The sequence below is a fragment of the Pseudodesulfovibrio sp. 5S69 genome (assembly GCF_037094465.1).
Lineage (GTDB): Bacteria > Desulfobacterota > Desulfovibrionia > Desulfovibrionales > Desulfovibrionaceae > Pseudodesulfovibrio > Pseudodesulfovibrio methanolicus.
This window is the reverse complement of record NZ_CP146609.1, coordinates 135,285-155,713: the sequence shown is the minus strand read 5'-3', so window position 1 is coordinate 155,713 and position 20,429 is coordinate 135,285. Positions and strand designations below refer to the sequence as shown.

Annotated in this window: 17 protein-coding genes; 13 read left to right on the top strand and 4 right to left on the bottom strand. The window is 65.2% G+C overall.

All coding sequences use genetic code 11. The features are described from left to right. The first annotated feature begins 110 nt into the window (after positions 1 to 110). The 13 genes from V8V93_RS00790 (at position 111) to V8V93_RS00730 (ending at position 16,678) form a co-directional block, all read left to right on the top strand. The gene (locus V8V93_RS00790) at positions 111 to 1,952 is read left to right on the top strand and encodes a PAS domain-containing sensor histidine kinase (RefSeq protein WP_338668462.1); all 1,842 of its coding nucleotides are present in this window, start codon (positions 111 to 113) and stop codon (positions 1,950 to 1,952) included. Positions 1,953 to 2,022: 70 nt separating this feature from the next. Next, positions 2,023 to 2,925, top strand: coding sequence for a tRNA (adenine-N1)-methyltransferase (locus V8V93_RS00785; protein WP_338668461.1), 903 nt, complete (start codon positions 2,023 to 2,025; stop codon positions 2,923 to 2,925). A gap of 304 nt (positions 2,926 to 3,229) precedes the next feature. Continuing rightward, positions 3,230 to 5,806 carry a PAS domain S-box protein gene (locus V8V93_RS00780; RefSeq protein WP_338668460.1) on the top strand — a complete coding sequence of 859 codons (2,577 nt, stop codon included), beginning with the start codon at positions 3,230 to 3,232 and terminating at the stop codon, positions 5,804 to 5,806. 235 nt (positions 5,807 to 6,041) lie between these two features. Beyond that, complete coding sequence (locus V8V93_RS00775; RefSeq protein WP_338668459.1) at positions 6,042 to 6,569, top strand: RsbRD N-terminal domain-containing protein; 528 nt, start codon at positions 6,042 to 6,044, stop codon at positions 6,567 to 6,569. Between the two features lie 195 nt (positions 6,570 to 6,764). Then, a complete protein-coding gene (dsrM, locus tag V8V93_RS00770; RefSeq protein WP_338668458.1) occupies positions 6,765 to 7,811 on the top strand; it encodes a sulfate reduction electron transfer complex DsrMKJOP subunit DsrM in 1,047 nt (348 codons plus the stop codon). A 45-nt stretch (positions 7,812 to 7,856) separates the two neighbouring features. Further along, entirely contained in the window at positions 7,857 to 9,527 is a 1,671-nt protein-coding gene (dsrK, locus tag V8V93_RS00765) for a sulfate reduction electron transfer complex DsrMKJOP subunit DsrK (protein WP_338668457.1), read from the top strand. A gap of 6 nt (positions 9,528 to 9,533) precedes the next feature. After that, positions 9,534 to 9,914: a sulfate reduction electron transfer complex DsrMKJOP subunit DsrJ gene (gene dsrJ / locus V8V93_RS00760; RefSeq protein WP_338670217.1), complete on the top strand. Its 381-nt coding sequence runs from the start codon at positions 9,534 to 9,536 to the stop codon at positions 9,912 to 9,914. Further along, positions 9,914 to 10,684, top strand: coding sequence for a sulfate reduction electron transfer complex DsrMKJOP subunit DsrO (gene dsrO / locus V8V93_RS00755; protein ID WP_338668456.1), 771 nt, complete (start codon positions 9,914 to 9,916; stop codon positions 10,682 to 10,684). The genes dsrJ and dsrO overlap by 1 nt, the downstream gene beginning before the upstream one ends. Positions 10,685 to 10,695: 11 nt before the next feature. Beyond that, a complete protein-coding gene (gene dsrP, locus V8V93_RS00750) occupies positions 10,696 to 11,922 on the top strand; it encodes a sulfate reduction electron transfer complex DsrMKJOP subunit DsrP (RefSeq protein ID WP_338668455.1) in 1,227 nt (408 codons plus the stop codon). A gap of 338 nt (positions 11,923 to 12,260) precedes the next feature. Next, complete coding sequence (locus tag V8V93_RS00745; RefSeq protein ID WP_338668454.1) at positions 12,261 to 13,886, top strand: FmdE family protein; 1,626 nt, start codon at positions 12,261 to 12,263, stop codon at positions 13,884 to 13,886. 500 nt (positions 13,887 to 14,386) lie between these two features. Next, positions 14,387 to 14,836, top strand: a complete 450-nt coding sequence (locus tag V8V93_RS00740; RefSeq protein ID WP_338668452.1) for a DUF2318 domain-containing protein — start codon at positions 14,387 to 14,389, stop codon at positions 14,834 to 14,836. A gap of 1 nt (position 14,837) precedes the next feature. Further along, positions 14,838 to 16,001, top strand: coding sequence for an ABC transporter permease (locus V8V93_RS00735; RefSeq protein WP_338668451.1), 1,164 nt, complete (start codon positions 14,838 to 14,840; stop codon positions 15,999 to 16,001). Between the two features lie 8 nt (positions 16,002 to 16,009). After that, positions 16,010 to 16,678, top strand: a complete 669-nt coding sequence (locus V8V93_RS00730; protein WP_338668450.1) for an ABC transporter ATP-binding protein — start codon at positions 16,010 to 16,012, stop codon at positions 16,676 to 16,678. Between the two features lie 110 nt (positions 16,679 to 16,788). Here V8V93_RS00730 and V8V93_RS00725 read toward each other — a convergent pair whose 3' ends face one another. Genes V8V93_RS00725 through V8V93_RS00710 form a run of 4 tightly spaced genes read right to left on the bottom strand, consistent with a single transcriptional unit; the run spans position 16,789 to position 20,351 of the window. Continuing rightward, a complete protein-coding gene (locus V8V93_RS00725) occupies positions 16,789 to 17,511 on the bottom strand; it encodes a substrate-binding domain-containing protein (protein ID WP_338668449.1) in 723 nt (240 codons plus the stop codon). Continuing rightward, positions 17,508 to 18,293 (bottom strand): ABC transporter ATP-binding protein, encoded by a 786-nt coding sequence (locus V8V93_RS00720; protein WP_338668448.1) that lies wholly within the window; start codon positions 18,291 to 18,293, stop codon positions 17,508 to 17,510. The genes V8V93_RS00725 and V8V93_RS00720 overlap by 4 nt, the downstream gene beginning before the upstream one ends. Next, a complete protein-coding gene (locus tag V8V93_RS00715; RefSeq protein WP_338668446.1) occupies positions 18,284 to 19,252 on the bottom strand; it encodes a FecCD family ABC transporter permease in 969 nt (322 codons plus the stop codon). Before V8V93_RS00715 ends, V8V93_RS00720 begins: the two co-directional genes overlap by 10 nt. 55 nt (positions 19,253 to 19,307) lie before the next feature. Then, entirely contained in the window at positions 19,308 to 20,351 is a 1,044-nt protein-coding gene (locus tag V8V93_RS00710) for an ABC transporter substrate-binding protein (RefSeq protein WP_338668445.1), read from the bottom strand. Positions 20,352 to 20,429 lie beyond the last annotated feature (78 nt).

The window sequence follows — 20,429 nt, the reverse complement described above, 5'->3', positions numbered from 1 at the left end:
GTTCTGTCAAGTTCGACGGACTGTTTCGGAAGGTCGGGAATTAATAATTGGAGGGGAATTCGGCCTGGGCTAGTGTGGCTTCGAGTCCCGTCATTTTGGAGGAACCGTTCGTGCTGGTAGTCATTCTCGAAATCCTGAGATTTTTTGTCCTTGCCTTGGCGTTGGGGCTCTTCATCCGCGCCGACCGTTCCGTATCCTACGGCCGGCGGGGCTTTTTGCTCATCAAGATCGGCATCCTGCTCATCCTGTTCGGCATCTTCATGGAGATCACCGACCAGCTCGGCATCCCCGGTTGGGGCACGGTCGCCGACGTCCACGTGAACGTCTACCTGACCAAGCTCGTGGGCCAACTGGCCGGGTCGTTCCTGCTCCTGGTCGGACTGTGGTATTGGCTGCCTTCCATCCGGACCATGGATGAGGTCCAGGAGGAACTGGACCGGGCCCGGAGCGAGTTGGAGGAGCACTTCCTGGCCCGGACCCGTGAACTGGAGGAGGAGGTCGACCGGCGCTGCAAGGCCGAGGCCGAGGGGCGCATCTCGGACGAACGCCGCCGCATCCTCTTCGAGAACAGCCCGGTGGGCATCACGCACGGCTTCGTGGGCGGGCGGTTTGTGGAGCGCAACCGGGCGTATGCCCGCATGCTCGGCTACGACTCGCCCGAGGAAATGGCCCAGGCCCAGGCCCTGGAGGGCGACACCTTTTCCCATGTCGTGGACCCGGCCGACGTGGAGCGCATCGTCAGCCAGGCCCGGCAGCATGACCCCATCAAGCCGATGACCGTGCGCATGCGGCGCAAGGACGGGGAGATCCGGTGGATCCGCTTGGACATGTCCATGGCCCGCGACCACCACGGCCGGAACTACTATTTCTATGCCTTTGCCCTGGACGAGACCGACCGCCGGGAGCGGGCCGAGGCCCTGGCCCGGTCCAAGCGCCGCCTGCGGAGCATCCTCGAATCCCTGCCCGTGGGCATCTTCGTGGTCGACCTCAAGACGCGCACCCTGTCCGGGGCCAACCCCGGGGCCCTGGCCATGAGCGGCTACGCCTGGGAGGAGCTGCGCGGCTCGCCCTGCCGGAAGATCCTGTGCGGCGACGCCACGTCCTGCCCCTGGATGCCCGAGGAGGACCACGTCATCGTGGACGAGAGCTGCCTGGTCCGCAAGGACGGCAGCCGGCTGCCGGTGCTCAAGAACATGGTCGCCAGCGTGGTGGACGGGCGCAAGAGCCTGGTGGTCAGCCTGCAGGACATCTCCGAGCAGAAACGGCTCGAGGAACTGCGCGAGGACGTGAACCGCATCGTGGTCCATGACCTCAAGTCCCCGATCATCGGCGTGATCAACGGGTGCCGGCTTCTGCTCCTGGAGGAGGAGAGCCTGGACGCCGAGTTGAGCGGGATGCTGCACCTCATCGAACACCAGGCGGAAAAGGCCCTGCAGATGATCGGCCTGTCTCTGGCCCTCTACAAGATCGAGGCCGGGACCTATGCCTACTATCCCGAACCCGTCGCCGTGGCGGAAGTCCTCCGCGAGGCTCTCGTGAACCTGGAAGGCAAGATCGCGGACAAGGGGCTGGCCGTGTCGGTCCTGCTCGACGGGAGCCCGGACCGGGGGCAGGAGGGCGCGGTGATTCCTGCCAATCCGCTCCTGCTGGAGAGCATGATCGCCAATCTGCTGCTCAACGCGGTGGAGGCCGCCCCCAAGGGCGGCGAGATCGCGGTGACCCTGGACGTGGGCGAGTCCGTGGTCCTGATCATCGCCAATACGGGGGCCGTGCCCCTGGGGATGCGCGAGACTTTTTTCGACAAATATTCCACCCAGGGCAAGCTGGGCGGGACCGGCCTGGGGACCTATTCGGCCCGGCTGGCGGCCGGGGCCATGGGCGGGAGCGTCGAGCTGTCGGTCTCCGACGAGGAGGACCGGACCACCCTGCGCGTGACCCTGCCCGCCGCGTGAGCCCGTTTTCCTTGACTTCCGGCCTTGCGGGCCGTACTCAGGGCCATCTCTTTCAGGAGGCCTGTTACCCATGATCGAATCGGGACAACTTATTCTGCTCATCAGCCACAAGGGCAAGCGCTACCTGCGCAAGCTCGAGGCCGGAGGCGAGGTCCACACCCATGACGGCAAGCTGCTCATGGACGACATCGCCGCGGCCGGCTTCGGCCAGTACGTCCAGACCCACCTGGGCAAGGCGTACCTGGTGCTCAAACCGACCCTGCACGACCTGATCAAGGGGGTAAAGCGCCAGACCCAGATCATGTACCCCAAGGAGATCGGCTACCTGATGATGAAGCTGGGCATCGGTCCCGGCTCCACGGTCATCGAGTCCGGCACGGGCTCGGGCGGCCTGACCACGGCGCTGGCCTGGTTCGTGGGCGACACCGGCAAGGTCGTCACCTATGAGCGCCGCGCCGACTTCTTCAAGCTGGCCGGGAAGAACCTGGAACGCGTGGGCCTGGCCCACCGCGTGGAGCAGGTCAACCAGAATATCGAGGACGGCTTCCTGCATTCCGGCGCGGACGCCCTGTTCCTGGACGTGCGCACCCCGTGGGAATATCTCCACTCCATCCCGAGCGCGGTCATCCCCGGCGCCATGTGCGGCTTCCTGCTGCCCACGGTCAACCAGGTGTCCGACCTGCTGCGTGGCCTGGAGGACGGCCCCTTCGCCGACCTGGAGGTCCTGGAGATCCTGGTCCGCCGCTGGAAGCCCGTGGCCGACCGGCTGCGTCCGGACGACCGCATGGTCGCCCACACCGGCTTTCTGGTCTTCGCTCGGTACATGGAGCCGCCCGCGGCCAAGCCCCGGCCCGAGGCCGCTCAGGCCGAGGATCTGCCCGGCGTTTCCGCGCCGGAGGACGGCCCGGACGAGACCGGGGACCTGCCCGGCGTTTCCGTGCAGGAGGACGGCTCGGACGAGACCGAGTCCTGATCACGAATCCCTTCAAGGCCCGCTCAGTAGAGCGGGCCTTTTTTCCGGGCCGGGTCCGCCGCGAAGCAGGCTCCGATCGAGTCCTCCATTCCGCTCAACCGTCCCCATGGGATCGTTCAGGCGGCCGTGCAGCCTGCTGCACAGTGGTGCAGCCTTTGTGACAAAAGGGAAATCCGGGCATACCGGCTCGACAACGGCGGCGTGAAGCAGTATGGTTTCCGCCCGCATTCGATGTGCCGTCCGACCGCGGCGGCGCACGAGGACCATGACTGTCGAACCGCACCGCCGACCGAGGACAGAACGCTTGAAGAATCGCCGCATCATCCCCGAGGAACCCCTCCGGAACCGCGTCCGGGAGCATGCCGCCCGTCTGCGGGACGGCGATGATCCCGTGGAGTTCTGGGCCGCGTTCTGCGAGGAAGTGCTGGCCGGACACCCGGAATCGGGCCGGGCGGCTCCGCCCGAAGCGGACGCCGACTGTCCCCCGGACCCGCGGACGTCCAGGCTGCACACCCTGTTCCTGAGCCTGCGCACCCCGGTCCTGCTGCTCAACGCCGATTTCGCGGTGGAGGTCATGAACCCCGCGGCCGTCGAGTTGACCGGCGCGCGCGACATGGAGGCGTGGAGCCGGGGCGACCACGACCCCGTGCCCCTGGGCGAACTGGCCCCTTGGCTGGAGAGCGCCCTGGAGGGCGAAGGCCTGGGCGCGGAAGGGGTCGAATCCTGCCGCATCGACGTGCCCGTGGTCCAACGCCACGGCGAGCGCCATTTCAACGTCGCGGTCTCCCTGGCCGCGGATTTTTCCGACCGCCACAACGGCTACGCCGTGGTCCTCGACGACATCACCGCCCGGGTGGAGGGCGAGCGGCAGTTGGCCGGGGAGCGCAATCGGGTGGCCCACTACCTCGACGTGGTCGGGTCCATGGTTTTCACCCTGAATGCCGCCGGCAAGGTCGACATGGTCAACCGCACGGCCTGCCGTGTGCTGGGCTACGCCGAGGAGGAGCTCCTGGGCAGGGACTGGGTGGACACACTGGTTCCCCTGCTCCAGCGGGACGAGATCCGCGATTGCCTGTACCTGGTCCTGTCCGGCCAGGTGGAGGAAGAGGACGAGCGCACCTTCCAGGTAACCACCCGCGAAGGGTTCAAGCGCATGGTCCAGTGGCAGAGCCAGGTCCTGACCACCGAGGGCGGCCTGCCCGTGGGCATGCTCCTCTCGGGCACGGACATCACTGAGCAGCGGGCCATCGAGGAAGCCCTGGCCGAAAAGGAGCTGTGGCTGCGCAGCACCTTCGTGGCCCTGGGCGAGGCCGTGCTCATCCTCACCCCGGAGATGACCATCCTGGACGCCAACCCCGCGGCCGAGGCCATGTTCGAGCGGACCCAGGCAGAGCTCCAGGGGGAGCCCGTCAGCGGGCTGCACGTCAGCGCCGGGCACTACGACGATTTTCTGGCCCGCTCAAAGGCCGCGTTCGACGCCGAGGAGCGCGCCCTGTTCGAGCTCCCGCTCAAGCGGCGCAAGGGCGAGATATTCCCCGCAGACCAGTCGGTCTCGCTGATCAAGGGCGACGACGGGGCCACGCTGGGCGTGGTCAACGTCATCCGCGACATATCGGACCGCAAGTACGCCGAGGCCGAGCTCAAGCGCAGCGAGGAGAAGTTCCGGCGCATCTTCGAGACCATCGAGGAGGGCTACATGGTCACGGACCTGGAAGGGACCGTGCTCATGGTCAACCCGGCCACCTGCCGGCTGCTCCAGTACGAGGAGCCGGAGCTGGTGGGCCGGAACATCGACACCCTGTACAAGGGGGCCGGGGAGCGCATGGCCTTTCGCGAGACCCTCCGGGGCAAGGGGGCCGTCCGGGGGCTCCAGATGACCGCCCGGCGCAAGGACGGGACCTTCATCGTCATCGAGACCAACGCCCACCAGGTCCTCAACAACCAGAACGAACCCGTGGCCTTGGAGGGGACCTTCCGGGACATCACCCGGCGCATCGAGGCCGAAAAGGTCCTGCGCGAGAGCGAGAAGCAGTACCGGGCCTTTTTCGAGAACAACCACGCCATCATGCTCCTGAGCGACCCCAAGTCCGAGCGGATCATCGACGCCAATCCGGCGGCCGAGGACTTCTACGGCTACCCCGTCGAGGTCATGCGGACCATGAACCTGAGCCAGATCAACGCCTTGGACCGGGACGCAATGTTCACGGAGATGCGCCGCTCCATGGACGAGGGACGGACCTATTTCATCCTCCGGCACCGGCTGGCCAGCGGCGAGATGCGGGACGTGGAGGTCTATTCCGGGCCGATCATGGTCCAGGGGGCCCAGCGCCTCTACTCGGTCATCCACGACGTGACCAAGCGCATCGAACTGGAGCAGGAGATGAAGCTGCTGGCCACCACCGACGCCCTGACCGGGGCCAACAACCGCCACCAGTTCTTCTCCCTGGGCGCGGTGGAGGTGCAGCGTTCCAAACGCTACGACCTGCCCCTGACCGTGATCATGCTCGACATCGATTATTTCAAGTCCATCAACGACACCTACGGCCACGCGGCCGGGGACCAGGTGCTCAAGACCCTGTCCGCCTCGGTCTCGACGCTGTTGCGCGGCCCGGACATCTTCGGCCGCCTGGGCGGCGAGGAATTCGCGGTCATCCTGCCCCAGACGGACATCGGGGAGGGGACCGCCGTGGCCGAGCGGCTGCGGTCGACCCTGGCCGGGCTGGCCGTGGAAGTGGGGGCGGAAACCGTGACCTTCACGGTCTCCATGGGCGTGACCCAGGTGCGCGCCGGGGACCAGACCGTGGAAGAGGTCCTGAACCGGGCCGACGAGGCCCTGTACAAGGCCAAACGGATGGGCCGCAACCGGGTGGTGCGCGACTGATGCGGAGCGTGTTTCACCGGGGCTCCGCAGGGGCCCGTCAAGCCCTGATAACCCTTTTCATTGGCCGGTTTTTCCTTGAAAAAACCTTGACGTTTTCCCATGGGTTTGGAATATGGTTCTGAGTTTTACGTGATGATTTTCACAATTTATCAAAGGCCTGTCCGTGAAATGTCCGCCCGCGCCTTCGAGGCCGGGTCCGCAAGTGGGCCATTTCACGGATTGTTGCGGGTTGTTAATGACTTTTGAATCCACGTTGGCCGAGCGAAAGGCCGAACTGTCGCAGAAGTGGGCGGAACTGGTCCTCAGGACCTATCCCAAGGAAACCCAAAAAGTCTGGACCCGACAGAAAGATCGATTTCAGAACCCGGTCGGGGCGGCCATCATCGAGGCCACCGGGGCGCTGCTCGATCACTTGATCGAGTGGCAGGATGCGGAGGGCATGGCGCGGAGCCTCGACAAGCTCATCCGCATCCGGGCGGTGCAGGACTTCACCCCCTCCCAGGCCATCAGCTTCGTTTTTCTGCTGAAAAAGCTCCTTCGCGACGAGTTTTTCCGGCCCATGAAAAAGGACGGCACCCTGGATGAGCTGCTCCGGTTCGAGGCCAAGGTGGACAACCTGGCCATGATGTCCTTCGACATCTATAGCAAAAGTCGCGATGAGGTGTTCCGGTTCCGCGTGGAGGAAGTGAAGCGCGCCCAGAGCAGTCTGCTCAGGAAAGCCGGATTAGTTGCGGACGTTACGGCCGATAAAACGGTCGATTAGGGACGCGCCGGGTGTGGCGCACGGTGCAAGCCGGGCGAAGTATGACAAGGGTGGGGGCTCCGGCCGCGAGGGCTGGAATCCGTCTTCAATGCATAGCTTCAAGCATCTTTGCACCGGCCCCTCCGGAGGCATCCCGAAAGTGGCAGGCCGACCAGGTAACCCCTGCGGTCCAACCTTCAAGCGAGGTGACGGTAGATGAATGCTCTTTACTCACTTCTGTTCGTCTTTCTCCTGGTGTTGATCCCGTTGTTCGGGGTTGATGCGGCACACATGAGGACTTTCTTCGGTGTCTGCATCCCGACGACGGCGTTCATCATCTTCATTATCGGCTTTGTATACAAAGTCGTCACCTGGGGCCGGAGCGCCGTGCCGTTCCGCATCCCCACAACCGGCGGTCAGTTCAAGTCCTTCGACCCGGAATTGTTCAAACAGAACAAACTGGACTGTCCCCAGACCGGCGCCCAGACCTTTTTCCGCATGGTCCTGGAGATTTTCGCCTTCCGTTCACTGTTCAGGAACACCCAGGTGTCCCTGCACGAGGGCAAGGGCCATCCGGTCGTCGCCTACAAATCGAGCAAGTGGCTGTGGCTCTTCGCCATCACCTTCCACTACTCCTTTTTCATCATCGCCCTGCGGCATCTGCGCCTCTTCCTCGAACCGATCCCGTTCCTCCCGGTGGGCGCGCTCGATTTCGTGGACGGCATCCTGCAGATCGGCGCTCCGGTCATGTACCTGAGCGATGTCGGCCTGGTGGTCGGCGTGCTCCTGCTGCTGGGCCGCAGGCTGGTTCTCCCCAGGATCAACTACATCAGCTACGTCTCCGACTATTTCCCGCTGCTGCTGATCCTGTCCATCGCCCTGTCGGGCATCTACATGCGCTACTACGCCAAGGTCGACGTCATCGCGATCAAGGAGTTGACCATGGGCCTGGTGACGTTCCACTACGTCGTCCCCGAGTCCATCACCGTCTCCTTCTTCATCCACGTCTTCCTGGTCAGCACGCTCATGGTCTACTTCCCGTTCAGCAAGCTCATGCACATGCCGGGCGTCTTCCTGTCCCCGACCCGCAACCTGCCGAACGACTCGCGCGCAAAGCACCATGTGAACCCCTGGAACGACCCCAACATCAAGGCGCATGCCTACGCGGATTACGAAAAGGAATTCGGCGTGCCCATGGCCGAGGCGGGGCTGCCCCTGGACAACCCCGAGAACGGGGTGCCCAAAGACGAGGCCGAGGCCTAGGGTTCACCACCTGGTGATACTTTCTTTATCCGAGGAGATAAGAATATGTCCGACATTCCCAAAGCAGACGAGCTCTTCAAGAGCATAGATTACAATCCGCCGCTCACCGGCTGGATGGAAACCCCGGTGGACTTCTCTCCGGGCCACTGGTGCTACCCCGCCAAGCCCGAGAAGATCGAGTACATGGACAAGAAGCTGCCCGGCCTGTGGGGCGAGCCCCGTAAGTGGCTGCCCTCCGACGCGGACTGGAAGCTGCCCGCCAACTGGAAGGAGACCGTGGTCAACGGCTTCCGCGAGCGGCTCAAGAAGTTCCGCTCCCTGCAGTTGTTCATGGACATCTGCGTGCGCTGCGGCGCCTGCGCCGACAAGTGCCACTACTTCATCGGCTCCGGCGATCCCAAGAACATGCCCGTGCTCCGCGCCGAGCTGATGCGCTCGGTCTACCGCGGCGAGTTCACCGTGGCCGGCAAGATCCTGTCCAAGTTCACCGGTTCCCGGGTCATGGAAGAGGATGTCCTGAAAGAGTGGTTCATCTACTTCTACCAGTGCACCCAGTGCCGCCGCTGTTCCCTGTTCTGCCCCTACGGCATCGACACCGCGGAGATGACCATGATGGCCAGGGAGCTCATGCACCTGGTCGGCCTGAACACCAACTGGATCATGGAGCCGGTCTCCAACTGCAACATCACCGGCAACCACCTCGGCATCCAGCCGCACGCCTTCAAGGACATCGTCGACTTCATGGTCGACGACATCGAAGAGGTCACCGGCCGCCGGGTCAAGGCCCCGCTGAACGAGAAGGGTCACGAGATCCTGTTCATCACCCCGTCCGGCGACGTCTTTGCCGACCCCGGCATCTACACCTTCATGGGCTACCTGCTCCTGTTCGATTACCTCGACCTGGACTACACCATGTCGACCTATGCATCCGAGGGCGGCAACTTCGGCTCGTTCACCAACAACGAGGTCATGAAGAAGCTCAACGCCAAGATGTACGCCGAGGCCGAGCGCCTGGGCTGCAAGTGGATTCTGGGCGGCGAGTGCGGGCACATGTGGCGCGTCGTGCACCAGTACATGGACACCATGACCGGCGACACCCAGTGGTCCGGCATGACCACCCCGAAATCGCCCGTCACCGGCACCGTGTTCGACACCGCCGCGGCGACCAAGATGCTCCACATCACGGAGTTCACCGCCGACCTCATCAAGCACAACAAGCTGAAGCTGGACCCCAGCCGCAACGACCATCTGCGGGTCACCTTCCATGACTCCTGCAACCCGGCGCGCGGCATGGGCCTGCTGGAAGAACCGCGCTACGTGCTCAAGCACGTGTGCAACAACTTCTTCGAGATGCCCCCGGCGACCATCCGCGAGCAGACCTTCTGCTGTGCGGGCGGCTCCGGCCTGAACACCGACGAGATCATGGAAATCCGCCTGCGCGGCGGCCTGCCCCGCGGCAACGCCCTGCGCTACGTGCAGGAACAGCACGGCGTGAACCTGATGGCCTGCATCTGCGCCATCGACCGCGCGACCCTGATCCCGCTGGCCGATTACTGGGCACCCGGCGTGACCATCTCCGGCACCCACGAGCTGGTCGCCAACGCCTTGGTCCTCGAAGAGGGCGAGGTCCGCACCATGGACATGCGCCAGGAACCCCTCCCCGGTTTCGAGGACGAAGACGACGACTGGACGCCCCCGACCAAGGAGGATGCATAAATGAAAATGTACAACGGATTTGCGATCGTCGCCGGGCTGGTCATCTTCTTCGCGATGCTGACCGCACCCTTTGCGCTCGGCACCATGACCAAGCAGTACAAGGAGCCCGAGCTCAAGCTGCCCAAGAACGAGAAGGAGTGCATCGAATCCACCGAGTACATGCGCACCAACCACATGCAGCTTCTGAACGAGTGGCGCGACTGGGCCCTGCGTGACGGCAAAAGGACCTACATCAACCACAAGGGCAAAGAGTTCACCATCTCCCTGCAGAATACCTGCCTGAAGTGCCACACCAGCAAGGCCGACTTCTGCGACAAGTGTCACAACGACGCGGGTGTCTCTCCCTATTGCTGGGATTGCCACATTCAGCCGGAGGGTTTGAAATAATGAAGAACAGCAGAAGAACCTTCATCAAGCTTGCCGGCATCGCCGCCGCCGGACTGGCCCTGGCCCCCAGGAAGGGGCTGGCCGCGGAGGGGCACGAGCCGGTCAAGGTCAATGCCACGGCCATCCACGCCAAGCATTGGGCCATGGTCATCGACACCACCAAGCTGAACACGGCCGAAGCCATCAACAAGCTGGCCGCCGCCTGCCACCACGACCACAACGTGCCCCACATCGAGGGCAAGCAGGAAGTGAAGTGGCTGTGGCACGACACCTATCCGCACACCTTCCCGGAGCAGGAAAACCCGCACATGGCCGAAGAGGTCCACGAGCGCGTCTTCCCGCTGCTGTGCAACCACTGCCAGAACCCCCCGTGTGTGCGCGTCTGCCCGACCAAGGCGACCTTCCAGCGCCCGGACGGCATCGTGGCCATGGACTATCACCGCTGCATCGGCTGCCGCTACTGCATGGCCGGTTGTCCCTACGGCTCCCGTTCGTTCAACTGGGGCGACCCCCGGCTGGGCCTGGACCTGGGCAACCTCAACCCCGAGTTCCCCACCCGCATGCGCGGCGTCGTCGAGAAGTGCAACTTCTGCGTCGAGCGCCTGGCCGTGGGCAAGCTGCCTGTCTGCGTGGAGGCCTCCGAAGGGGCCATGCACTTCGGCGACCTGATGGACCCGGATTCCGAAGTCCGCAAGGTGCTTCGCGAGAAGTTCACCATTCGTCGTAAACCCTCGGCAGGCACTGAGCCCAGTGTTTACTACATCATTTAGGAGGAATCGGAATGCTTGAATTAGCTCTGAAAGGCTCCAAGAGATACTACGGCTGGATTGCGTTCCTCCTGGTTCTCATTGCCATAGGCTTCGCGGCCTACGTCAACCAGCTCATGGTCGGCCTGAAGACCACCGGCATGGGCCGCGACGTGTCCTGGGGATTCTACATCTCCCAGCTGACCTACCTGGTCGGCCTGGCCGCTTCGGGCGTCATGATCGTGCTGCCCAACTACTTCCACTCCTACAAGACCAACAAGCACATGGTCATCTTCGGCGAGTTCATGGCCATCGCGGCCTGCGTAATGTGCCTGCTCTTCGTCATCGTCGACATCGGGCAGCCGCAGCGCATGATGAACATGATCTTCCACCCGACCCCGAACTCCATCCTGTTCTGGGACATGATCGTCATCAACGGCTACCTGTTCCTGAACCTGCTCTGCGGCTGGACCTGCCTGCAGGCCGACCGCCAGCATCTGCCGCATCCCAAGTGGGTGAAGCCGTTCATCTACACGTCCATCATCTGGGCCTTCTCCATCCACACCGTGACGGCGTTCCTGTACCAGGGCCTGCCCGGCCGCCACTACTGGCTGACCGCCATCCTGGCCGCCCGCTTCCTGGCCTCCGCGTTCTGCGCCGGACCGGCCATCCTGATCCTGGTGCTGCTGGTCACCGAGAAGGTCACGACCTTCAAGATGCCCAAGAACGCCCTTTCCACGCTGGTCAAGATCGTCATGTACGCCATGTGCATCAACATGTTCTTCTTCCTGCTGGAAGTGTTCACGGCCTTCTACTCCAACATCCCCGGCCACATGCATCCGCTCCTGTACCTCTTCGCGCACGCGAGTACGGGCCTGGTGACCCTGATGTGGACGTTCATCGTGTTCGCGGCGATCTCCATCACTCTGCTGGTGACCCCGCGGTTCCGCAACAACCTCAAACTGCTGCCCTGGACCCTGGTCTTGCTGATCATCGCCACCTGGCTGGACAAGGGCCTCGGTCTCCTGATCGGCGGCTTCAACCCCACGCCGTTCGACACCATCACGCCGTACTGGCCGACCGGCAAGGAACTGCTGGTCTCGATGATGATCTACTCCATCGGCGCTCTGATCGTGACCGTGCTGTTCAAGATAGCCACGGAAGTCAAAGAGGAAGTGGGCCACTCCCAGAGGTTGGCCTGCGGCTGTTCCTCCGAGGACGGCTGCACCTGCACCGGCGAAGAAGCCGCTGCCGAGGCCTAAAACCGGCACACAGCCTGGCCACGTAACGTCACCTCGCTAGGCATCAAGGCTGAAACAGGGCCGCCCCGGAAACGGGGCGGCCCCTTTTTTGTGCCGCGGGGCCGGTCCGCCTCGCTTTTTTAGCCCCTGCCGCCCGGCGTTCGGCGATCAAGAATTGCCGTCCCGGTGCGGGCTCGACGTCTCCCATGTCCGTTCAAATGTTGTGCGGAAACGCGCAAGGTGGACCCCTGTTGCACCAATGCCACCCGCGTGGCATAGTGCGTTTCCCTTTTTCAGCGGCAATGTGCGGAAACACGGCGGCGGCAACGCCGGGTATTCTATAGAACTGCGAGGCAATCATGAACATCGGACAGTATACGTTTGAGGAATTCAAACAGAAGGCCAAGGAATTTCACGGCTATCCCGCGCCGGGTCTGCTCATAGGCGGGTACATGGTGGAGGCGGCCAAGGCCCGGCTGCCCGAGGGCACCTTGTTCGAGGCCCTGGTCGAGTCCGGCAAGTGTCTGCCCGATGCGGTCCAGCTCCTGACCCTGTGCTCCACGGGCAACAACTGGATGAAGGTCAAGCTGCTGGGGCGCTACGCCGTGTCCCTGTACGACAAGTTCACCGGCGAAGGTTTCCGCGTGGCCGTCGACCAGGAGAAGCTCTCCAAGTGGCCCGAGATCCGCGCCTGGTTCATGAAGGAAAAGCCCAAGGCCGAGCAGGATACGGACCAGCTCTTCAAGGAGATCGAGGAGGCCGGGGACACCATCTGCTCCATCCGGCCCGTGACCGTATCCAGGAAGTACCTCGGCCACGGCCACATGACCTCCATCGATGTCTGCCCGGTCTGCGGCGAGGCGTACCCCGGCTCGGACGGCTCCATCTGCCGCGGCTGCCAGGGCGAGGACCCGTACGAGTCCATGGAGGGCGCGCTGTGTACCGACGACGCGCCGGACCTTAAGGTCGTGCCCGTGGAACAGGCCGTGGGCAAACAGGTGGTCCACGACATGACCGGCATCGAGCCCGGCGAGTCCAAGGGCCCGATCACCAAGGCGGGCGACGTGCTCGGCATCGGCGACGTCTGCCGGTTGCAGCGCATCGGCAAGTTCAACGTCTACGACGGCGAGGCCGTGCCCGGTGACGAGTGGGTCCACGAGAACGCCGCGGTCAAGGCCTTCGCCGGGCGCATCGCCGGGCCGGGCATCACCTACGATCCCGACCCGGAAGAGGGCAAGATCAACTTCTTCGCCGAATATCCGGGCATGCTGTCCATCGACCTGGACGCGCTCTCGCGGTTCAACCTCTCCCCGGACGTCATGCTGGCCACCCGCCACGACGGTTCGCTCATGCCCGAGGGCAAGGGCGTGGCCGGGGCGCGGGCCATCCCCCTGTACATCTCCCGCGACCGGTTCAGCCGTGCCCTGACTGCGCTGGGCGAAGGCCCGGTCCTGTCCGTGCTGCCGCTCAAGCCCGCCAAGGTGGGCATCCTGGTCACCGGCACCGAGGTCTTCCAGGGGCTCATCGAAGACAAGTTCATCCCGATCATCTCGTCCAAGGTCATCAAGCTCGGCTGCACCGTGCACATGACCGACATCGTGCCCGACGAACGCGAGGCCATCACCAAGGCGGCCAAGGCCATGCTCGACAGCGGCTGCGAATTGATCGTCACCACGGCGGGCATGTCCGTGGACCCGGACGACGTCACCCGCGCCGCGCTGGTGGACGCCGGACTGCACGGCGATCTCTACGGGGTGCCCATGCTCCCCGGCACCATGACCCTTGTGGGCAAGCTCGGCAGCGCCGCCATCATCGGCGTCCCGGCCTGCGCCCTGTTCTACAAGACCACGGCCTTCGACGTGGTCCTGCCGCGCATCCTGGCCGGACAGGAACTGCGCCGCAAGGACCTCGCCCGTCTGGGCGAGGGCGGGTTCTGCATGAACTGCAAGACCTGCTCCTTCCCCAAATGCCCGTTCGGAAAGTAGGGGACGCGGGAGGCGGCTTGCGATAGCGGGCCATCCGCACATTTTTTCCGGTGGGCTTTCATCCTCATGCAGAAGGCTGCACTGCGGTGAAAGCCCGCCGGAAGAAAATGCACGGCTGACCCACTCTCCCAAGCCTTGTGCGAGCGCGGGAGTGCTGTTTGAGAAAAGAGGGCGCTTGCACAGTTGCTGTGCGGGGAGAGCCCCTGTCGGGTGGCGTTGCCACCCGGATCGCTCCAGTGGGGCGCTTTGCAGTGACTGTTGGGACACCCGCCGGCGCGGGTGTTTTTGGTTGACATGTGCGGTTTGTTGCACATGTTTTGTGCAAGTGCGTATGGCCGTGCACCGTGTTTCGCCGAGGCTGAACCGGTAAGCGGCGGGGAAGATTCGCGTTCGCGGGTGGTGCGCGGATTGCATGTGTACGGGCTTTGTCCATTGCTTGCGGGAGAGGCCCGCACTATTTTCATACCACAGAAGTCTGGAATTATTTTCGGGAGGAAACCATGAAAGGGATTCAATCCATGGTTGTCGCGGCGGTGTTCGTGCTGGTCCTGGCGGGGTCGGCCCACGCCTTTTGGGGGTTCGGGGGGAATGATTCGGTCACGGCCGAGAACGGGGTAGTCGTCATACCGGTGAGCGAGGTATCCGACGGGGACGCGCATTTCTACAGTTACGACGCGGGCGGCAAGGCCGTGAAGTTCTTTGTCATGAAGAGCAACGACGGGATCATCCGGGCGGCCTTCGACGCCTGCGACGTCTGCTTCGGGGAAAAGAAGGGCTACAGCCAGGACGGCGAGTTCATGGTCTGCAACAACTGCGGCCAGCGCTTTCACTCCGCGCGCATCAACGAGGTCAAGGGCGGCTGCAATCCCTCGCCCCTGGCCCGCGAAAACGACGCGCGGAACGTGACCATCAAGGTCGGCGATCTGGCTGCCGGGGCGGGGTACTTCTAGCATGAACATCCTGACCATTCCCCTGCGGAACACCCGCAGGAAATGGGTCAAGACCCTGCTCCTGCTGCTGGTCTTCACCCTCGGGGTGACCTCCATCGTCTCGCTCAACTACGTGTCCCGTGCAGTGGGCGGCTCCCTGGAAAAGAAGCTCACGGCCTTCGGCGCGAACATCCTGATCATGCCCAGGAGCGAGAAGCTGACCGTCAGCTACGGGGGCTTCGCCCTGGGCGACATGGCGCTTGGCGTGCACGACCTGAACGAGGCCGAGGTGGCCGACAAGGTCGCCCACATCGGGCTCAAGGAGCGCATCGCCGTGGTCGCGCCCAAGCTGGTGGCCATGGCCAAGGCCGGAAATACCGCCGTGGGCGTGGTCGGCGTGCGCTTCGACCGCGAGAAGGTCCTCAAGGGCTACTGGGCCGTGGACGGGGCCTACCCGGCCACGGACAACGGCGTGCTCGCCGGGGCCAAGGCGGCGGCGTCGCTCGGACTCAGGCCCGGCTCCGAACTGACCCTGAACGGCACGCCCGTGCGCGTGGCCGGAGTGCTCAAGCCCACGGGCTCGGACGACGACTCGGTCCTGTTCGCGGGCATGGATTTCGCCCAGGCGCACTTCGGCAAGCCGGGCCGGGTCAGCTTCGTGGAGGTGGCCGCCCTGTGCTCGGGCTGCCCCATCGACGAGATCGTGGGCCAGTTGCGCACCGTCCTGCCGGGCACGGACATCCAGGCCCTCCAGTCCATCGTCAAGCAGCGCATGTACTCGGTGGATTTCGTCAAGCGGCTCATCCTGACTGTCTCCCTGGTCATCCTGTTCATTGCCTGCTGCATGGTCGGCGTGACCATGCTGGCCTCGGTCAACGAGCGCATCAAGGAGATCGGACTCATGCGTTCGCTGGGCTTCAGCCGGGGCGGGGTCTTCGCCATCTTCTGCCTCGAGGCCGTGCTCATCGGCCTGGTGGCCGGGGCGGCGGGCTACGCGGGCGGCTACGCCCTGAGCCTCAAGGTTCTGGCCCTGCTCGATATGGCCAAGGACGCGGCCCTGTCCTTCAACCCCGCGCACATGGCCCTGACCGGCCTGTTCATCGTGGGCGTGTCGGTCCTGTCCGCGTTCATCCCGGCCTGGAAGGCGGCCTCCGTGGAACCGTCCGAAGCCCTCATCGCACTCTAGGAGCGCTCATGTTCGAAGCGAAAAACATCACCAAGACCTTCAACGGCGAGGGCGGCGAGGCCGCCGTGCTCAACGGCGCGGACCTTTTGGTCGAACCCGGACGGTTCGTGTCCATCGTCGGCCGGTCCGGCTCGGGCAAGACCACCTTCCTGAACATCCTGTCCACCCTGCTGGCCCCGGACTCCGGGGAACTGCTCTACCGGGGCGAGGACATCACCCACGCGTCCCGCGCGCGCCTCAACGAGCTACGGCGCAGGGATTTCGCGGTCATCTTCCAGTTCCACCACCTGCTCCCGTATCTGACGGCCCGTGAGAACGTCCTGCTGCCCTATATGCAGGGACTTGGCCCGGTGACCGCCGCGGTGCGCAGGCGGGCCGACGCCTGTCTTGATAGAGTGGGACTGTCCGGCAAGGGCGGCAAGCTGCCCGGTCATCTGTCCGGCGGCGAGCAGCAGCGCGTGGCCATTGCCCGGGCCCTGGTCAAGGAGTCCGCCATCCTGTTCGCGGACGAGCCCACCGGCAACCTGGACAAGGAGACCGGGGATGCCATCATGGGGTTGCTGGGGGAACTGAAGCACGAAGGGCTGGCCATCGTCATGGTAACCCATGACGAGGAATACGCCGCGCGGGCGGACCGCGCCGTGCGGATGGCCGACGGCATGGTCCTGAAACAGTGAGCCGACACCCCGCGCGAAAGAAAAGGCCGTCCCTCGGGGCGGCCTTTTTGGTCGGGTGACGCGGAATCGGGGGGCATGGGAAGCTTGGGCCGGGTCGCCCGAGCCGTTGGTTACCGGTCCGACTTGCGCGGCGGGTGGAAACCGCAGCGCCCGGCGGCCTCCATGGCCTCGGCCGAGCGCAGCACGTCCAGGGCGGCGCGGGCCTCGTCGGTGTCGCGGGCCACGGCGCCGTAGACGGGGCGCACGGCCAGCTCGGGGGGCAGGTCCAGGAGAGCCAGGCCGGGGCAGCGTCTGATCACGTCCAGGGCCGTGGTCCGGTAGCCGAGGAAGAGGTCCACCTTGCCCGCCTGAAAGAGATCGGCCACGGGCGAGCCGGTGGCCGCCGCCTTGCCTGGCAGGTCGCCGCCCACCAGGGCGCGGGCGCGGTCGCGGAGCATGGCCCGGCTGCCGGGCCGGATGGTCTCGGCCCGGTCAAAGACCGCGAGCGCGTAGTCCCCGCCGGGGTCCGCGCCGGGGGTGGAGGTGCCCAGGCGGCTGTCCGGGTCCAGCATGGCCCGCAGGGCATCGCCTTCGGACAGGATTTCCTCCCGTCCGAACAGGCAGAGCCGGTTCTCGAGCAGGGGCACGGCCTCGCCATAGTCGGCAAGCCGGGCCACGGCCCGGACGTGGGCCATGCTCGCGGACAGGAACAGGTCGGGGCGCAACCCGTCCTCAATGCGTCCGCGCAGCAGCCCGGCCGGGCCGAAGCGCACGTCCAGGCGCAGCCCCGCGGCCTCGGCCATGGCGGGCAGTGCCTTGCGCAGGCTTCCGGCGGCGAGCACGGGCAGGGTCACGCTTCCTCCCGGCGGACCGTGCACACGGTCTTGCCGTTTTCGAGCCGGTGGATGTCCACGTCCAGGCCGTAGAGCGAGGACAGGGACTCGGGGGACAGGACCTCGCCGGTTGCGCCCACGGCCTGGAGCCGTCCGCGCGCGAGCAGGGCGGTCTGGTCCGATATCTCGAAGGCGTGGTCCGGGAAATGGGTGGTCATGATCACGGTCAGCCCCCGGTCGGCCAGGGAGCGGATCAGGGCCAGGGTGCGCGCCTGGTTGCCGAAGTCCAGGTGGGAGGTGGGCTCGTCCAGGAGCAGGATGTCCGCGCCCTGGGCCAGGGACCGGGCAAAGAGGATGAGCTGCCGTTCGCCGCCGCTGGTCTCGCTGTACGACACGTTTTCCAGGTGACCGATGCCCATGGTTTCCATGGCCGCACGGGCCGCGTCGAAGTCCGTCCTGGACGGCGAGGCGAAGGCCCCCAGGTGCGGGGTCCGCCCCATGACCACCACGTCCAGGGCGCGGTAGGCGAAGACCGGGGTGTGGGACTGCGGGACCATGGCGATGGCCTGCGCGGTCATGCGGCGGCCCAGGGAGGCCAGGTCGCGGTCGCCCGCGAAGACCCGCCCGGTCCGGGGCGGGATCAGCCCGGCCAGGCAGTGCAGCAGGGTGGACTTGCCCGTGCCGTTGGGCCCGAGGATGGACAGCACCCGGCCCGGCCTGGCGGCCAGGGTCACCCCGGACCAGACCGCGTCGCGGCCCGGATAGGCGAAACTCAACCCTTCGGCGCGCAAGGTCATGCCCATCCCGTCCTCCCCCTGCCGAGCAGCACGGCGAAAAACGGCGCGCCCACGGACGCGGTCAGGATGCCCAGGGGAATCTCCGTGGCCGTCAGGTTGCGGGCCAGCCCGTCGATGAGCACCAGGTAGCAGGCCCCGAGCGCCAGGCTGGCCGGGACGAGTCTGCGGTAGTCCGGGCCGACCAGCATGCGCGCCAGGTGCGGGACGACCAGCCCGACCCAGCCGATGATGCCACTGACCGAGACCGCGCTGGCCGTGACCACGGTCACGGCCACGATCACGCCCAGGCGCAGGCGGCCCGCCTCCACGCCCAGGGTCCTGGCCTCCTCGTCGCCCAAGGACAGGACGTTGAGCTGCCAGCGGACCAGGAGCAGGCCGAGTACGCACACGCCCATGGGCAGGAGCACGGTCAGCAACCGGTCCATGGTCATGGAGGACAGGGAGCCCATCAGCCAGTAGACGATGACCGGCAGCTTGTCGTCCGGGTCGGCCGTGTATTTGACCAGGGAGAGCAGGGACTGGAAGAACGCGCCGACGACCACGCCGGCCAGGATGATGATCATGGGCCCGGACGAGCGGTACAACCGGCTCATGCCCCAGGCCGCGGTCACGGCCAGCATGCCGAAGAAAAAGGCCGAGCCCTGGATTATCCAGGGTGAGTTCCAGAGCAGGATGCCGAGCGCCGCGCCGAAACCGGCTCCGGAGGCCACGCCGAGGATGTAGGGCGAGACCAGCGGGTTGCGGAACAGCCCCTGGAAGGCTGCGCCCGCCACGGACAGGCCGCCGCCGATGAGCATGGCCGCCAGCACGCGCGGCAGGCGCACCTGCATGATCACGGTTTCCAGCACGCCCGGCCAGTCGCGGTGGACCGGCAGCCCGACCGCGTGGCCCAGGATGCGCAGGACCTCGCCCAGGCCCACGGGATACCGGCCCCAGGCGAGCCCGATGCAGAATACGGCGGCCACGCCCGCCCACGGAGCAAGACTGCCGAGGGTCGGGCGTGGCCGCGGGGGGTAGGGTCTATTTGAAGGCAACGCCGTAGAATTCCTGGTAATAAGACTCAACCATGGCATCCAGGTCGACGTCCTTGAACTTCTCGGGGTACAGGGTCTTGGCCATCCATAGCTCCCCCAGGGCCATGGACTCGGGCAGGGCGTGCCCCCACGGCTTGACGTACTCGGGGGTGACGTACAGCCGTCCGTTCTTGATGGCCGAGACCTGCTGCCAGGCCGGGTCGTTGCGTAGCCCGTCGGCGGCGGAGCGGTGCCGCCACTGGACAAAAACGACCTCCGGGTTCCAGCGCAGGACGTCCTCCATGGTCACTTCCTTGAAGCCGGTGACCTCCTTGGCGACCACGTTGACGCCGCCCGCGCGCTCCATGATGACGCTGGTGTACTTGCCCGCGCCGTAGGTGTGCAGGTTGTTGCGGGCCATGTAGCACTTGATCCGCCGGTCCTCGGGGATGTCGCCCAGGTGCGACTTGAGCACCTTCTGGTTGGCCTCGACGACCTGCATGAGCCGCTCGGCGCGTGCCTGCTTGTTGCAGATCTCGCCCAGGAGCAGCACGGCGTCCTTGAGCCCCTTGTTGTAGGCGGCCTGGGCGTCGGCCAGATCGGGGTTCAGCTTGGCCGCCTCGTCGCTGGCCGCGTCGAACAGGGATACGGCCACCACCGGAATCTTCGCGTCGCTGATCTGCCGGATCATCTCCTTGGGCGCGTAGTGGGTGACGATGACCAGGTCCGGGTTCAGGGCCAGCAGGGCCTCCATGTTCACGGTGTCGAGCCCGCCGGGGGTGGGCAGAGATTGGATGTCGGCCATGGTCTTGGCCGCGCCGGGCAGGTATTTTTCCCACTTGTCCATCAGGCCCACGACCTTGTCCTGGGCGCCGAGCTGGATCATGATGTCCAGGGACTGGTGCTGGAGGACGACCACCCGTTTGACCGTGTCCGGGATGGCCACGGTCCGGCCCAACTGGTCGGTGACGGTGCGCTGGGCAAAGGCCGAAGCGCACGGCAACAACAGAAGCAAGCTGGCAAGCAGCGTCAATCGCAGGAACTTTTTCATCTATACATACCTCTCTCGGCTGGGTGTTGTTCGGATGGCCTCGCGCTCGCGGGGGGGCGAACGTCCGCGCCTGACCGT

Coding starts and splice junctions, on each gene's coding strand:
- dsrK (WP_338668457.1), top strand. CDS start 7,857: ATGTCCGACATTCCCAAAGCAGACGAGCTCTTCAAGAGCATAGATTAC.
- V8V93_RS00785 (WP_338668461.1), top strand. CDS start 2,023: ATGATCGAATCGGGACAACTTATTCTGCTCATCAGCCACAAGGGCAAG.
- V8V93_RS00710 (WP_338668445.1), bottom strand. CDS start 20,351: ATGAAAAAGTTCCTGCGATTGACGCTGCTTGCCAGCTTGCTTCTGTTG.
- V8V93_RS00740 (WP_338668452.1), top strand. CDS start 14,387: ATGAAAGGGATTCAATCCATGGTTGTCGCGGCGGTGTTCGTGCTGGTC.
- dsrM (WP_338668458.1), top strand. CDS start 6,765: ATGAATGCTCTTTACTCACTTCTGTTCGTCTTTCTCCTGGTGTTGATC.
- V8V93_RS00720 (WP_338668448.1), bottom strand. CDS start 18,293: ATGGGCATGACCTTGCGCGCCGAAGGGTTGAGTTTCGCCTATCCGGGC.
- dsrP (WP_338668455.1), top strand. CDS start 10,696: ATGCTTGAATTAGCTCTGAAAGGCTCCAAGAGATACTACGGCTGGATT.
- dsrJ (WP_338670217.1), top strand. CDS start 9,534: ATGTACAACGGATTTGCGATCGTCGCCGGGCTGGTCATCTTCTTCGCG.
- V8V93_RS00745 (WP_338668454.1), top strand. CDS start 12,261: ATGAACATCGGACAGTATACGTTTGAGGAATTCAAACAGAAGGCCAAG.
- V8V93_RS00735 (WP_338668451.1), top strand. CDS start 14,838: ATGAACATCCTGACCATTCCCCTGCGGAACACCCGCAGGAAATGGGTC.
- dsrO (WP_338668456.1), top strand. CDS start 9,914: ATGAAGAACAGCAGAAGAACCTTCATCAAGCTTGCCGGCATCGCCGCC.
- V8V93_RS00775 (WP_338668459.1), top strand. CDS start 6,042: ATGACTTTTGAATCCACGTTGGCCGAGCGAAAGGCCGAACTGTCGCAG.
- V8V93_RS00730 (WP_338668450.1), top strand. CDS start 16,010: ATGTTCGAAGCGAAAAACATCACCAAGACCTTCAACGGCGAGGGCGGC.